Origin of the sequence: Vibrio sp. PID23_8 (genome assembly GCF_003584965.1) — a bacterium.
Lineage (GTDB): Bacteria > Pseudomonadota > Gammaproteobacteria > Enterobacterales > Vibrionaceae > Vibrio.
The window spans coordinates 101878-117847 of sequence record NZ_LIXE01000001.1 but is presented as its reverse complement, the minus strand read 5'-3'; the positions used below and the strand labels follow the sequence as shown (position 1 = coordinate 117847).

The following is a 15970-nucleotide window of genomic DNA, read 5'->3' as shown; positions in this document are numbered from 1 at the left end:
GGTGGATTATTCATCACAGAGTATAATCATGGTGCACTTTTCCATTTCTATCAATAGGTTGTCGTTGGAGCGAGGATGTCTTTTTTCTCACAATTGTTTATTCACGCCGATAAATCGTTTTTACGTCGATTGTTCGTCATTGCTCTTCCCATTACTTTACAAAGTATGATGTTCTCTAGCCGAGGCTTGGTGGATGTACTGATGCTAGGGCAACTTGGAGAAGCTGAAATCGCTGCGGTTGGTGTGGCAGCAAGGGCGACCTTTGTTACGACCATTATGCTCCTTGGCGTAACAACCGGTGGCGCACTGTTAACAGCGCAATACTGGGGAGCGGGAAACAAAGTTGGTGTAAGGCAAAGTACGTCGCTGACGTGGATGATTTCAATGGTATTTGCTGCATTAACGGTGGTTATGTTTGTGCTTTTTCCTAAGCCCATCATGAGGCTCACGACAGACTCAGAGCAAGTCATACGTCTAGGCGCGGACTACTTAGTTATCTCGTCGGTGAGTATGTTTGGGGTTGCTTGTGTCGCGAGCATGGCGGTAGGTTTACGCGCCATGCATCAACCAGGTCTAAGTACCTTCTTCAGTGGTATTGGTATCTTTTCTAACATCCTGCTTAATTGGGTACTGATTTTCGGTAAATTTGGTTTTCCTGCGATGGGGATTATAGGCGCAGCCATTGCAACGGTGATCAGCGCAGCGATTGAAGTCATTTTTTTGTTTAGTTTCCTTTGGCGAAGAAAACATATCGTCGCCTTTGGCTTGGTTGATATAAGGGCTAGCCTTGTTTTGGATAAGATTGCTCGTTTCTTGAAGTTATCTTTGCCAACCACCTTTAACTTTCTTGCTTGGGCGGGGGGCTTGTTTGTTTATCACGCAATTATGGGACAGGCTGGTGTGCAAGGATTGGCGGCACTGTCTGTGATGACACCGGTAGAATCGATAGCTTTGGCAATGATGATAGGGACGTCAAATGCCGCAGCGGTACTTGTGGGGAACCAACTTGGTGCGAAGAACTTCACCCAAGTCTATTATCAAGCTTGGGCAACGGTGATTTTAAACGTACTCATTGCTGTTGTGGTTGCGACGGTATTGCTGATCACTAATCAACTTATCCTAGATGCATTTAGTGCCCTTACCAATGAAACACGAAAATTGGCAGAGCAGTTTATTGTGATTCTCGCGTTTGGTGTGGTCCTTCGCTCTGTACCTATGATGGCGATCGTTGGTGTATTGCGCGCAGGTGGTGATGTAAAGTACTGCTTGTATCAAGATCTTTTTGCACAATGGGTTATCAGTATTCCGCTTACGGCGTTCGCTGCCATTCAACTTGGGTTTGAACCGCAGTGGGTTTACCTACTTTTTTTGACGGAAGAAATTGTGAAGTGGGGGTTGTCTTTGAGCCGTATGCTAAGTAAAAAATGGATGAGGAATTTGATTGAAGATTGATAGGTTGTGCGGGATAAGTTGCATTAGACGTCCCATAGTGTGATCTACTATTCAAAATACTTCCTACTAACGGTATTTTAGTGTAGATTCTGACTCCGAATTTAAACACCATTTGAGCGGCAAAATCAATGTTAAAACTGTCAGACCTATGTAAAGGCTATGTAGACGGGGGGGAATTTCATCCTGTACTACAAGGGGCAGAATTGACATTGCAACAAGGTGAACAAGTTGCGTTAATGGGAGAGAGTGGCTCCGGAAAAAGTACGTTGCTTAATTTGATTGCGGGGCTTGATACCGCGGATTCCGGTGAAATTCAGTACTCCAATTTTGCGATGCACAGTGCACCAGAACGCCTAAGAACACTCTACCGTCGCAACAATATTGGTAATATCTTCCAACAGTTCAATCTATTACCTACTCTGAATATTGCTGACAATATTCGTTTTTGCCGTCAACTCAAAGGTTTACCAGAAGATAAGGGTTTGTGGCGTCAAATTTTATCCGCACTCGATCTTATGCCGCTTTTAGGTCGCTATCCTGAAGAGGTCTCTGGTGGACAGCAGCAACGCGCTGCTATTGCACGTGCGCTTTATATGGAACCTAAAATTCTATTGGCTGATGAACCGACGGGCAGTCTTGATGAACGCAATGCGGAAGCGGTAATGCGCTTGCTCACCAGTCTAGCGCGCCAACTTGATTGTACGCTGTTACTCGTCACACACAGTGAAAAAGTAGCAGAGCACATGGAAGGTCGAATTCGTCTTCAAGGAGGGCAGCTACATGTTATGGCCCGTAGTTAAGGCACTACTCGGTCACTACCGTCGCTACCCACTACAAATTATTCTTGTTTGGCTTGGTTTAACCCTAGGCGTATCGCTTCTTGTTGGGGTTACCTCTATTAACCAACATGCTAAGCAAAGTTATGAAACGGGTGAAAAGCTTTTTTCAAACCCTTTGCCGTATCGAATTCGCACTAAACACTCCGCCAATAAAATTCCCCAAGGTTTTTATATTCAACTTCGTCGAGCAGGGTTCCATCAGTGCGCCCCTTTTGACGTCTTGCACCTTGATACCAAAAACGATTTGGGACTCATGCTGGTTGGCGTTGATCCTGTGGCCTTGTTACCTTTACATCAGGGTAAGTCACTGGGCGATCTACCACTGCTTTCATTGATGAAACCCCCTTATCCCACGCTCATTAGCCAAGACTTGGCGTCTCACATGGAATTGAAAAATGGCGATTTTATCGAGTTAAATGACGGCAGTAGACTGGGACCTGTAAAGGTCGATACCGATCAGATGTTATCTGGCACTCGGTTGGTTACTGATATTTCCCTTTTACGAATGTTAAAGCGCAGTTCTGGTCTTTCTGCAATTTCTTGTGGAGAAATGCCTGAAGAGAAAGTATTAGCACTGAAGAAACTGCTGCCAAATGGGATGGTGCTAGTACGGAACAGCCGTAGTGAACTGGAATCTCTTACCAAAGCGTTTCATTTGAATTTAACCGCAATGGGAATGTTATCGTTCCTAGTGGGGTTGTTCATTTTCTATCAAGCTATGTCGCTTTCTTTTATTCAACGTCAACGACTGGTTGGGATCTTGCGTCAAGCAGGTGTGACGGGTACGCAGCTCACGCAAGCGCTGCTGCTCGAGTTGTGTCTACTAGTTCTGTTGGCGTGGGGATGCGGTAATTTTTTGGGTTTAATTTTGGCCAATGAACTTATTCCTGCAGTGTCATCGAGCTTGAGCGATCTTTATAATGCGAATGTTGGCCTTGCGATTGGTTGGTCATGGGAATCGAGTCTGTACAGTTTGGCGATGTCTGCATTAGGTGCATTGCTATCGTGTCTGTGGCCGTTGATTCGCTTACTTAAGTCACAGCCTATTCGCCTTTCTTCTCGCTTATCATTAATGCGTTTTGCGGGTCGTGAATTTTCTTGGCAAGCACTTGCGGCGTGTGCTTTTTGTGTTGCTGCTGTCGCGGTGTATCAGGCGCCTAAGACTCAGGAGTCAGGTTTTACTATCATTGCGTTAATGTTAGTCAGTGTTGCGCTGTTTATGCCGTTCATTATGTGGCATGTGTTCCAGAGCCTTTCATACTCTATGCGTTGGGTTCGGGTTCGTTGGTTCTTTGCTGATTCAGCGGCAAGCATGAGTTATCGCGGTGTGGCAACCATGGCATTTATGCTTGCGTTAGCGGCAAACATTGGCGTGGAAACCATGGTGGGTAGCTTTCGTGATACCACCGATAAATGGTTAAGTCAGCGTTTGGCAGCGGATTTGTATGTTTACCCAACCAATAGTTCAGCCGCGCGTATGAGTGCTTGGTTGAAAAAACAACCAGAGGTGGATGCGGTTTGGTGGCGTTGGGAGAAAGATTTTCCAACTGAACGCGGTTCGCTACAAGTTGTGAGTACTGGGGCTTCAGAAGGTGAGTTAGATGCACTGACGGTGAAGCTGGGGATTCCGAATTATTGGTACCATTTACATCATGCTAAGAGTTTGATGATCAGTGAATCCATGGCGCTAAAACTGGATATTCGGCCTGGTGATTATATTGATTTGCTCTCTCCGCTCGGTAGTGGTTGGCAGGTCGTTGGCGTTTACTTCGATTACGGTAATCCATATAACCAAATCATGATGTCTCATAGGAATTGGCTGTATGCATTTGCTGGTTCTGGCAACGTTGGCTTGGGCGTGTTGCTCAAAGAAAACGTGAATGGCGAAGGGCTTAAAGGACGGTTGGAAAGTGTATACCGTCTGCCACAAGATCGTGTGTTCGATAATAGCAATATTTACAATCAAGCAATGCGGGTCTTTGATCATACGTTTGCCATTGCAGGAACGCTCGGCAATATCACGTTGATTATTGCAGTATTCGGCCTGTTTTTTGCAACTTTAGCGGGTGAGTTGTCTCGTCAACGACATTTTTCTTTGCTTCGCTGTATGGGCGTGTCAGGTAAAGAGCTAGTAGCACTAGGTGGCTTGCAGTTGTTTGTCTTTGGCACTATCTCGGCAATTATTGCCGTTCCGCTTGGTTTGGCATTAGCGAACTTGATCGTCGACATCATTATTAAACAATCTTTTGGTTGGTCGTTAGAGTTGCAAATCATTCCGTGGGAGTACGTACAGACCATTGCCTGGGCAATGTTGGCTATTATGATTGCCGGAGCCTTACCTGTTATCCGAATGATTAAGAGCACACCAATGAAGTCACTGAGGGATGCGTTGTAGTGAAAGAAATGAAAAACAAAAAGATTTTCTCTATTTCTGCTTTGCTCTTTCTAGCATTTATCTTTTTGACTGGCGCCGCGCTTTATTGGACTCATTGGGACGAAGCAACAGCAACAGAAGAAAATGAGATCAGTCACGTGCTACAACGTGAAAGTAAGACGGTCTTTGATCCAGTTTTACCAGATGAACATGTCTCTTTGCCTAAAGACTTTCGTTTTCACCTAGGCTATCAACACGAATGGTGGAATTATTTTGCGAAATTGCAGGATAAAAATGGTCAAGTATACAACGTGCAATGGAGCTACTTTAGGGTTGCGACGGATGAACGAGATACGCATGGGTGGCAAAATCCACAGCTCTATCTATCTCATGTGGTAATAAGCAGTGGCTCTCAAGTATGGCGAGAGCAGCGTGTTGCTCGTGGCGGAATTGGCCAAGCAGGAATGACTAACCACCCATTTCGCTTATGGATAGACAATTGGAACTGGCGCTCGCTGGGCTTGACGCCATTTCCTGGTCAACTTGATGTGTCAACGGATGCATTTGGACTTGAACTCAACACCATAACCAATGGCCCATTTGTGGTAAATGGTGATAAGGGCTTTCAAATTAAACACGCATTGCAATCGGTCGCTTCTTTTAGCTTTAGTGCGCCGTTCCTAAATGTGAAAGGGACACTTACCCTCAATGGTCAGCTTATATCTGTTTCTGGCTCTGCATGGGCTCAGAAGGAATGGGGAAGTGGTATGATCGGAGAAGGTCAGCAAGGTTGGGACTGGCTTGTCTTTAACTTCGATGATGGTAGAGCGCTTACCGTGAGTCGCTATCGTCATAATGGCCAGTTACCACACATCTTTGGGACTCTGTCTACTCGCTCTGGGGCGGTATTTAATTTGACTGAGAAGGATTTTAGTATTACCCCAATGCAGGTGACGAGCTTACCTAATGGTCGACGATTACCTCTGCAATGGATCATTAATGTGCCCGAGCATGGTATTAACTTAACGACGAGAATCACCAAGTCAGATATGTGGCAGCCTTTTTTGATTCCTTACTGGGAAGGACCTATACAGGCTTCTGGCTCTAACGAAGCATGGGGATTTATGCAGCTTACGGGTTACTAAATACGATATAAAAACCGCCGAGAAAGGCGGCTTTTTTGGGCAGGGATAGCATCATGCTTGTCTCAAAATAACATGGATATTACGAAAATTAATCTCATATTACACTATGTTAATAGTGGTCTCAGTGAGTATTTCGACTTATTAGGAGATGAAAAGGACTTTTACGTATTTATTCTTCTGTTGGAAAATTCGATGTGTCGTTTAGTTTGTATCGGAAATAACGAAGTTTATACTCTGAACAAGCGATTATTCTTAAATTTTCCATAGATATACACTCTCATCATTCTTTGTTACTCGTTTATTAAGATAATAAATATAAGGGCGAAACCATGAACGATGTCATTCGTGACTTTTTCAAAATGGAATCTGCAGGTGGTATTCTTTTAGTGATTGCAGCGGCAATCGCAATGACCATTGCCAACTCACCATTTGGTGAGACTTATCAAGCAATGCTGCATACTTATGTATTGGGTATGTCAGTTTCTCATTGGATCAATGATGGCCTGATGGCCGTGTTTTTCATGCTCATTGGTCTTGAAGTAAAGCGTGAACTGCTTGAAGGTGCATTAAAATCGAAAGAAACGGCGATTTTCCCAGCAATTGCCGCGGTAGGTGGTATGTTAGCGCCAGCTCTAGTTTATGTTGCTTTTAATGCGGGCGATCCGGAAGCAATTTCTGGTTGGGCTATTCCTGCAGCAACCGATATTGCATTTGCGCTAGGTATTATGGCGCTATTAGGCAAGCGTGTACCTATTAGCTTGAAAGTATTTTTGTTGGCATTAGCGATCATCGATGACCTTGGTGTGGTTGTGATCATTGCATTGTTTTATACCAGTGATCTATCAACAACGGCACTTGTGGTTGGCTTTATTATGACCGGTGTGTTGTTCATGTTGAATTCTAAAAATGTTACCAAACTTACGCCTTATATGATTGTCGGCGCGATTCTTTGGTTTGCGGTATTGAAATCGGGTGTTCACGCCACCTTGGCGGGTGTTGTGATCGGTTTTGCTATCCCATTAAAAGGCAAAAAAGGTGAGCATTCGCCACTCAAACACATGGAGCACGCACTGCATCCATACGTTGCCTTTGGTATTCTTCCTATATTTGCTTTTGCAAACGCGGGCATCTCACTGGAGGGTGTGTCACTGGCTGGTTTAACGTCAATGCTGCCTCTTGGTATCGCTCTAGGTCTATTGGTAGGTAAACCACTTGGCATCTTTACGTTCAGTTGGGTAGCGGTAAAAGCGGGTATTGCAAAGCTGCCTCAAGGTGTGAATTTTGTACATATCTTTGCGGTGTCAGTACTGTGTGGTATCGGCTTTACCATGTCGATTTTCATCTCATCACTGGCATTTGGTAACGTAAGTCCTGAGTTCGACACCTATGCTCGACTTGGAATCTTAATGGGATCAACAACTGCCGCGATCATTGGTTATGCACTGCTGCATTTCTCATTACCAAAGACGCCTGCTCAAGATGCATAAGTCTTAGACAGTCTAGTTATATGAGAAGCCTCCCTACCGGGAGGTTTTTTTATGTATTGAATTACGCGCTGCTAGGCATTCACGCGATCCCGTGACATTGATGAAGAAGGGGGCTTAGAGCAGAAGAAGGAGCTGTACAAAATCGAGGGCGAAAAAAAGCCCAGATTAAAAAGTGTCTGGGCGGATACAAACATAGGAGTTAATAAGAAAAAGCAGCAATACAACAACTAGATGGAAACAAGTTTGACGGCCAGTAAAACTTAAAATGCACTAGTTGTTACATACATTCAGACCAGGCCAATTCCAATCAGTTCCATTTTTTTTCAAAGTTTTTTTGCACCCAGATATTTCTGCAAATTCATTCCCTTAATGGCTCACGTTCCTCAATCTGGTCAGACCAATGACTAAAAATGTGATGTTAATCATTTGTTAACTTAAGGTTTCGGAGGTATATTTCAAACAGTTGTTTAATACGAGTGATTGAAATGGCCCCGAGAAGTACAACAAAAGAAAAAATACTCGACATAGCCGAAGGGCTATTTGCGGAATATGGCTTCAATGACACTTCACTACGAACGATAACTGGCAAAGCGAATGTGAATCTAGCTTCGGTTAACTATCATTTCGGTGATAAAAAAACATTAGTAAGAGCCGTGCTTGACCGATATCTCGAGGCACTTATGCCTAGTATTAAGACATCATTAGTCGAATTGAATACGCGCGATGACTACAACATGGACGAAGTGTTTGAATCGCTACGCTTGCCTTTACGTGCGTTGAATGAGGTACGCCCGAATGGTACCGCATTATTCATGCTTTTGATTGGACGCGGTTATACCGATGTACAAGGGCATCTGCGGTGGTTCATTAGCACCAGATATGAAGAAGTATTAAACCTTTTCATATCCTCGATTATGAAAGCCAACCCAAGTTTGACGGAAGAGCAATTGTTCTGGCGCTTGCATTTCACATTAGGTACATGTGTTTTTACCATGGCGTCAAGTCAGGCACTAACAGAATTAGCAGAAAGTAAATTTGAGAAGGAAGTGGACATAAAGTCCGTTGTTGATTTACTGATTCCTTACTTGTCGGCTGGCATGTCGACCAAGTAGACATTGATAATGAATAAGAAAATTTAATCACCTGCGGTGAAGTGAACAAAAGGATCTGAACTATGAGCTCTCTACGAAGAAAATGGATTAGTGACCCAGCATTCAAAGTATTCAAAAAAGTACTCCCTCCACTATCGAGTACCGAAAAAGAAGCAATGGAAGCGGGGAGTGTATGGTGGGATGCTGAATTGTTTTCCGGCAAACCAGACTTTACAACACTGCATCATTATCCTAAGCCTGCCCTGTCATCAGAAGAGCAAGCGTTCATGGATAACGAACTGGAAACTTTACTAGAAATGTTGGATGACCAGAAAATCGTTAAGGATGACCGTGACCTACCACCACAGGTATGGGAATACCTACGTAAAGAGCGTTTTTTCTCACTGATCATTTCAAAAGAATATGGTGGTCGTGCGTTTTCTGCATTAGCAAACTCGACCATCGTCACTCGCATCGCAACTCGTAGCATTAGTGCAGCGGTATCAGTTATGGTGCCAAACTCACTTGGCCCGGGTGAACTACTGACCCACTATGGTACACAAGAGCAGAAAGATTACTGGTTACCACGCCTAGCCGACGGTACTGATATTCCTTGTTTTGCGTTAACAGGTCCAGAAGCAGGTTCAGATGCTGGCGGTATCCCCGATCAAGGTGTGGTTTGTTATGGCTCGCATGAAGGGAAAGAGGTACTGGGTGTTCGAGTAAGTTGGAATAAACGCTATATTACACTTGCACCAGTGGCGAGCGTACTTGGTCTCGCTTTTAAGCTACAAGATCCAGATGGGTTACTTGGTGATCAGAAAGATATTGGTATTACGTGTGCGCTTATTCCAGCGGATCACGAGGGCGTTGAAATTGGTGAGCGACACGATCCTCTAGGCTCTGCGTTCATGAATGGTCCAACTCGTGGTAATGATGTATTTATTCCAATGGACTGGCTGATTGGTGGCTCTGAATACGCAGGTAAAGGCTGGCGTATGCTGGTGGAATGCTTGTCGGCTGGACGAGGTATTTCTCTTCCTGCGCTAGGGACGGCGATTGGTCACCTTACTACACGCACAACAGGTGCCTACGCATACGTTCGTAAGCAGTTTGGTATGTCGATCGGTAAGTTTGAAGGTGTTGCCGAAGCCATGGGGCGTATCGGTGGCTTAACTTATTTATTAGAGGCGACTCGTACGTTGACAACCACTTCTCTTGATATGAAGGAGAAGCCCGGCATTGTAACCGCAATTGCTAAGTACCACATGACAGAGATCGCACGTACGATCTTAAATGACTCCTTTGACATTCATGCGGGGCGGGCGATTCAAGACGGTCCGATGAACTACCTAGCTAAGCATTATCTTGGTATTCCGGTCGCCATCACAGTGGAAGGCGCAAATATTTTGACTCGTAATCTAATGATCTTCGGTCAAGGTGCGACACGCTGTCATCCATACGTGTTGAAAGAAATGGAAGCCGCAGCAAACCCGGACACTAACCAAGGTGCGAAAGCATTTGATGATCTGCTGTTTAAACACATTAAACACGCAATGGGCAATACATTTGGCGCATTTGGAGCAGCATTAACGGGGGCACGTTTTGTCAAGGCTCACATGAGTGGTCCTACGCAGCAGTACTACAAAGACATCACACGTTTGAGCAGAGCTTTAGCAGTGAGTGCAGACTTTGCAATGTTAACGCTAGGGGGGGATTTAAAGCGTAAGGAGATGATTTCTGCGCGTCTTGGTGATGGTTTGAGTTATTTGTATATGGCTTCAGCAGCTCTGAAGAAGTACGAAGATGAAGGTCGTCAGCAAGGTGATTTAAATTTTGTTCACTATGCGGTGCAGCACTGTTTGTACAATGTATCAAAGTCATTGAATGAAGCTTACTCAAATTTTCCAGTGAAATATGTGGGTGGTGTACTAAAAGGCTTACTGTTCCCTCTAGGTAATCATTTTAAAGCGCCGAGCGACGAGCTATGTGTTGGTCTCGCGGAAGCAATGATGACGCCAGGGGTGCAACGTGACAGACTGACCAATTTGTGTTACATCGGAAAGGGTGAGGATGATAGCGTTGGTTTGATGGAGAACGCGTTCCTAGCGATGTATGATATCAAACCGCTTGAGCGAAAATTAATGAAGGCGGCGAAAGACGGCAAAGTGGCCCGTAAAGGCATATTGCATGACCGTTTACAGCAAGCCTTTGAAGCTGGTGTGTTAACAGAGCAAGAAATTGATCAAATTCTGGCTGCGGATAAATTGCGTAACAAAGCGATTCAAGTTGATCATTTTAGCCACGATTTCTCAGAAGTTCGTACCAATAGCTCGAAGGGATCGAAATTAAACTCGGTTGCATAAGCTTTCTTCTTCCACCAACATAATCAAAGCACCTCCCAAGAGGTGCTTTTTTATGTCCTTTGGCCAGAGATTGACGATTGAGTGCTCCAACCACTTGCATTTTCGATGCCTTTTTACAGAAATTAGATGCGAAGTTACGACGAAACTTTTATCCTAGCAAGGTTGTTTAAAGGAAGTTGAATATGATCATCAAACCTAGAATTCGTGGATTTATCTGTACTACTACGCACCCAGTGGGTTGTGAAGCTAACGTAAAAGAACAAATTGCTTACACTAAAGCACAAGGCCAAATCAAGAACGCGCCAAAACGCGTACTGGTTGTGGGTGCATCAAGTGGCTATGGCCTATCTTCTCGTATCGCTGCGGCATTTGGTGGCGGCGCTTCAACTATCGGTGTGTTTTTCGAAAAAGAAGGCACAGAGAAGAAACCTGGTACTGCCGGTTTCTACAACTCAGTTGCATTCGAAAAGCTAGCTCGTGAAGAGGGCTTGTACGCGAAAAGCCTAAACGGGGACGCGTTCTCAAATGAAGCAAAACAGAAAACAATTGATTTGATCAAAGCAGACCTTGGTCAGGTAGATATGGTGGTTTACTCTCTGGCTTCTCCAGTACGTAAAATGCCAGAAACCGGCGAACTTATCCGTTCTGCTCTGAAGCCTATCGGTGAGACTTACACATCTACTGCTGTTGATACCAACAAAGACGTGATCATCGAAGCAAGCGTAGAACCTGCAACTGAGCAGGAAATTCAAGACACAGTAACCGTAATGGGCGGCGAAGACTGGGAACTTTGGATCAATGCACTCTCAGACGCTGGCGTTCTAGCAGATGGTTGTAAAACAGTGGCATACAGCTACATCGGTACTGAGTTGACTTGGCCTATCTACTGGGATGGCGCACTAGGTAAAGCGAAAATGGACCTAGATCGTGCAGCAGCAGCGTTAAACGAGAAGCTTTCAGCTACTGGTGGTACAGCAAATGTTGCTGTGCTTAAGTCAGTTGTGACACAAGCAAGTTCTGCAATTCCTGTGATGCCTCTTTACATCGCAATGGTATTTAAGAAAATGCGTGAAGAAGGCGTACACGAAGGTTGTATGGAACAGATTTTCCGTATGTTCAGCCAACGTCTATATAAAGAAGACGGCAGTGCAGCCGAAGTAGATGAAGTGAATCGTTTACGTCTGGATGACTGGGAACTACGTGAAGACATCCAGCAACACTGCCGTGACCTATGGCCACAAATCACATCTGAAAACCTGAAAGAGCTAACGGACTACGTTGAGTACAAAGAAGAGTTCTTGAAGTTATTCGGCTTTGGTGTTGACGGTGTGGACTACGAAGCAGACGTTAACCCAGCAGTAGAAACAGATTTCACTCAAATCTAAGCTACTTCTAATTGAATTAAAAAAGGCGCTCATTGAGCGCCTTTTTTGTGTCTTAAATCTTTGAGGTGAATGGTGCTACGTTGTCAGCAAAACTCTTTCAAAAGAGATTAACTCAGAATAATCAGAACAGTACCTGCGAGAGTCATTAAGATATTGGCAATCGCGTACGTACCAGCATACCCCAGTGCTGGGATTGTTGACTTCGCGTATTCGTTTACCACATCCATCGCTGGCGCACATGTTCGAGCTCCGATGATAGCACCAAAGAGTAGGGCACGGTTCATCTTAAGCACGTAAGCGCCAACAAGGTAAGCTAGAACGACAGGAACTACACTCACGATAAAGGCCAAACCAATGATCTGCGGGCCTACTTGTGTTAGGTGTTCAAACATCTTGCCGCCTGCGCTTAACCCAATCCCCACCATAAAGAACATTAAGCCCAAGTCTTTCACCATGTTCAGTGCGCCTTGCGGCACATAACCGAAAGTAGGGTGGTTGGCACGTAAGAAGCCTAGAGTGATACCTGATAGCAATAGACCAACCGCATTACCAAGGCTGAATGAGACTTGACCAAACGTCATCGTCACCAAGCCAAACATAATGCCTAAGATAAAGAAGCTACAAAATGCTAATAGATCTGCCATCTGGCTATGAATAGAGATGAAACCAATTTTTTCAGCAAGACCATGTACGCGGCTCTTTTCGCCACTCACTTGCAGAACGTCACCCTTGGCTAAAACGATATCTAAATCCATCGGCATTTCAATCTGAGCACGCACAACACGATTCAAGAAACAACCATATTCTGACAAGTTCAAGTCTGAAAGACGTTTACCAGCGATGGCATCACTTTTAACGACAATCTCTTCTTCGACAATTCGAAGGTCGAGTAGATTGCGGTCGAATACTTCTTTGCCGTTACGGAAGCTTGGATCCAAACGCGCGTGGCTGTCTGGGAAGCCTACCAGTGCAATTTCATCACCCTCTTGCAAAATTGCGTCACCGTCGGGGTGGGCTAGGATACCGTTACGACGAATACGTTCGATATAACAACCTGTCTGGCGGTAAATACCTAATTCACGTAGGTTTTTGCCGTCAGTCCAATCGATCAGCTCTGGCCCGACACGATAAGCACGAATAATCGGTAGGTAAACCTTGCGTTGGCTAGAGTGACCAAGGCCACGTTCCTGTGCGATTTGTTGTGCTGAATCCGATAGGTTTTGTTTTTGCAGTTTCGGTAACAATTTGGCAAACATGATCATACTGATCAAACCCACTAGATAAGCCATTGCATAACCAACGGATAGATTCTCTAACACTAAAGAGAAGTCCATATTACGTGGAATAGTGGCTAGGCCAGAGTTTAAGGCATCTTGAGCGCCGACTAATACTGGCGTTGCAGTGAGTGCACCAGCCATCATACCTGCAGACAAACCGAAATCGAGTCCCAAATAGTGACTACAGAAATAAGTCAGACTCACGGCGGCAACGAGTACAGTCATGCTTAAGATAAAGTAGTGCTTACCGTCTCTGAAGAAAATACCAAAGAAGTTGGGGCCAGCTTCAATACCCACACAGTAGATAAACAGCATAAAACCGATAGTAAGCGCTTCAGCGTTAAAAGAAAAACCAAGGTGACCCATTACAAGCGAAGTAATGAGAACACCAATCGAGTTACCTAACTGAAGGTTACCAAAACGAATTTTTCCAAAAGCAAGGCCAATGGCTAATACGACGAAGATTAGAAGAATGGGGTTTTGCTCAAGCAGATGTACGACGTCTATGTTCACAGTGTGGCTCGGTAGATTATGTGACCAAAAGTTATGAGGGAGGGATTGTAACTAAAAATAGCAAAAAGATAAGTGAAATATTTTAGGTTTTTCGATTAGTTGTTGCAGGGGAATAACGAAATGAGCGCCTATAAAAAAAGCCGCTAAAAGCGGCTTTTAACAATCAGTAAATGGTATTACTCGTCGAATAGACCTAGATGCTCTTTAGCGTAAGCTTCAAATTCATCACAACCACCGATGTGCACTTGGTCGATAAAGATTTGAGGTACAGTTTCTACTGGCTTACCTACTGTTTTCTCAAGATCTGCTTTTGAAATACCTTCTGCGTGGATATCAACGTAACGGTAATTGAAATCATCCCGTTTTGCTTTAAGCGTTTCTGCGTGCTCTTTCGCACGAACACAGTAAGGACAAGCAGGACGGCCAAAGATAACTACGAACATATACTTATTTCTCCTAATCTATTCTTTTTGAAAGCGTAGTAACTACCTTTTCAGGGCGCTTTCGTTTCTTGGGACAACTATGCCTTATCCCGAAGCGGAAATAAAGCAGCAATTGCCTGTTGATTCGATAGGTAAAATCTATCGTATAGATTTCATACACAAGTGAATTAAAAGCAAGCATAAGATGAGCGGTTATAGTCTATTTTGACTCTGTGAGGCGTCCCATAAAAACACACATTAAATAGGGTTAATGGTTGCAAGGTGCACTTGGTCAACTTTTTTTTGCTCAATACATAGCACTCTATAGTTAAGTGTTTTTGGGGGAGGTGCGTATGTTTCAGTTTATGACTGCGACAAAGATTATCTTTGGTGAAGGAGCGCTACAGTCTTCGTTGTCAGTAATCAACCAATATGGCTATAGTGTTTTGCTTGTCACAGGAAAAGATAAGCAAAGAGCAAAACCAATCATTAATTATCTCAAAGCGCAGAATATGCGTTATCAACATGTCGCAATTTGTGGAGAACCTAATATAACGATGGTTGAAGAGACCGCTGTTATAGGAAGGAAGTTTAAACCCGATATGGTTGCTGCTATAGGTGGGGGGAGCGTGATTGATATGGGGAAGGCGCTTGCAGCCGTTATCCCTAATCAAGGCGATGTTTATGATTATGTTGAAGTGGTTGGACGAAACGTACCACTAAAAGCGAAACCGATACCTTTTATCGCAATTCCTACGACGGCAAGCACAGGTTCGGAAGTGACACGAAATGCAGTACTTAAATCCGGGCAAGACCAAGTGAAAGTTAGTCTAAGAAGCCCTGATATGCTTGCAGACACAGCGATTGTTGATCCAACGTTAACCTATGGTACCGATCAATATACTTCTGGTCGGGGAGCAATGGATGCTTTTACACACTTGATGGAGGCTTATGTTTGTGGTGATCCGAATCCATTGACCGATATGGTGTGTGAGGAGGGCTTAAGGCGTTTGAGCCGTTCGGTGATTGCAGGTTGTAAACAGGACAACCATAAGGCTCGTTCTGACTTATCTTTTGCCGCTTTGCTCGGTGGTATGGCGATTACCAATGCTAAGTTGGGAGCGGCTCATGGATTAGCATCTGCGTTAGGAGGGAAACTCGACGCTCCGCATAGCGTGATAACCGCAAGATTAGCGCCACACGTGATGCAAGAAAATATCAATGCGGCTAAGAAAGCAGGAAGATCAGATGTCGTGAGCCGCTATAAGAAATTGGCTCAAATCGTTACCGAGAGGGCAAATGCGAATGAATATGATGGCGTACTGTGGGTGAAAATGGTCTCTGATAAGCTAGAGTTACCCCAACTCGGTAAGTATGGAGTCTGCCAAACTTCTTTTGAGCAAGTGGCCGAGGATGCCCTTAAGTCGGTGGCAATAAAAGGTAACCCGCTGCCACTTAATCAAGAGAGGTTGGTGTATATCTTACGTCAGGTATGTGATTGCAGTGGCGAATGCTTTGCTGCACCTGAACATCAAAAAAGTACAGTTGAAGTGCTGGAATCAAAGTCGGATTTATCCAGCGTTTAACCTTATCAAAAACAAAGGGAACTCAATGGCTCC

At 44.4% G+C, this 15970-nt stretch carries 11 protein-coding genes; 9 read left to right on the top strand and 2 right to left on the bottom strand.

The genetic code is table 11. The features are described from left to right. The first annotated feature begins 75 nt into the window (after positions 1-75). From AK966_RS00500 to fabV, 8 genes are all read left to right on the top strand, one after another. Positions 76-1452, top strand: coding sequence for an MATE family efflux transporter (locus AK966_RS00500; RefSeq protein WP_119463333.1), 1377 nt, complete (start codon positions 76-78; stop codon positions 1450-1452). Between the two features lie 128 nt (positions 1453-1580). Then, a complete protein-coding gene (locus AK966_RS00495) occupies positions 1581-2252 on the top strand; it encodes an ABC transporter ATP-binding protein (RefSeq protein WP_099078718.1) in 672 nt (223 codons plus the stop codon). Then, positions 2233-4686 carry an ABC transporter permease gene (locus tag AK966_RS00490; RefSeq protein ID WP_119463332.1) on the top strand — a complete coding sequence of 818 codons (2454 nt, stop codon included), beginning with the start codon at positions 2233-2235 and terminating at the stop codon, positions 4684-4686. Before AK966_RS00495 ends, AK966_RS00490 begins: the two co-directional genes overlap by 20 nt. Continuing rightward, the gene (locus tag AK966_RS00485) at positions 4686-5810 is read left to right on the top strand and encodes a lipocalin-like domain-containing protein (protein WP_182852541.1); all 1125 of its coding nucleotides are present in this window, start codon (positions 4686-4688) and stop codon (positions 5808-5810) included. The genes AK966_RS00490 and AK966_RS00485 overlap by 1 nt, the downstream gene beginning before the upstream one ends. Positions 5811-6139: 329 nt before the next feature. Next, positions 6140-7297: a Na+/H+ antiporter NhaA gene (gene nhaA, locus AK966_RS00480; RefSeq protein ID WP_099078721.1), complete on the top strand. Its 1158-nt coding sequence runs from the start codon at positions 6140-6142 to the stop codon at positions 7295-7297. A 485-nt stretch (positions 7298-7782) separates the two neighbouring features. Next, complete coding sequence (locus tag AK966_RS00475; RefSeq protein WP_099078722.1) at positions 7783-8409, top strand: TetR/AcrR family transcriptional regulator; 627 nt, start codon at positions 7783-7785, stop codon at positions 8407-8409. A 62-nt stretch (positions 8410-8471) separates the two neighbouring features. Continuing rightward, positions 8472-10754, top strand: a complete 2283-nt coding sequence (locus AK966_RS00470; protein WP_099078723.1) for an acyl-CoA dehydrogenase — start codon at positions 8472-8474, stop codon at positions 10752-10754. A gap of 182 nt (positions 10755-10936) precedes the next feature. After that, the gene (gene fabV / locus AK966_RS00465; protein WP_119463331.1) at positions 10937-12139 is read left to right on the top strand and encodes an enoyl-ACP reductase FabV; all 1203 of its coding nucleotides are present in this window, start codon (positions 10937-10939) and stop codon (positions 12137-12139) included. 107 nt (positions 12140-12246) lie between these two features. On the opposite strand, the gene AK966_RS00460 is transcribed toward fabV, so the two are convergent. Together AK966_RS00460 and AK966_RS00455 are read right to left on the bottom strand one after the other, a co-directional pair. Then, a complete protein-coding gene (locus AK966_RS00460; protein WP_099078725.1) occupies positions 12247-13929 on the bottom strand; it encodes an aspartate:alanine antiporter in 1683 nt (560 codons plus the stop codon). A 176-nt stretch (positions 13930-14105) separates the two neighbouring features. Next, positions 14106-14372: a GrxA family glutaredoxin gene (locus tag AK966_RS00455; protein WP_099078726.1), complete on the bottom strand. Its 267-nt coding sequence runs from the start codon at positions 14370-14372 to the stop codon at positions 14106-14108. A gap of 332 nt (positions 14373-14704) precedes the next feature. Here AK966_RS00455 and AK966_RS00450 point away from each other — a divergent pair, with 332 nt between their 5' ends. Beyond that, positions 14705-15937, top strand: a complete 1233-nt coding sequence (locus AK966_RS00450; protein WP_119463330.1) for an iron-containing alcohol dehydrogenase — start codon at positions 14705-14707, stop codon at positions 15935-15937. Positions 15938-15970: the final 33 nt, after the last annotated feature.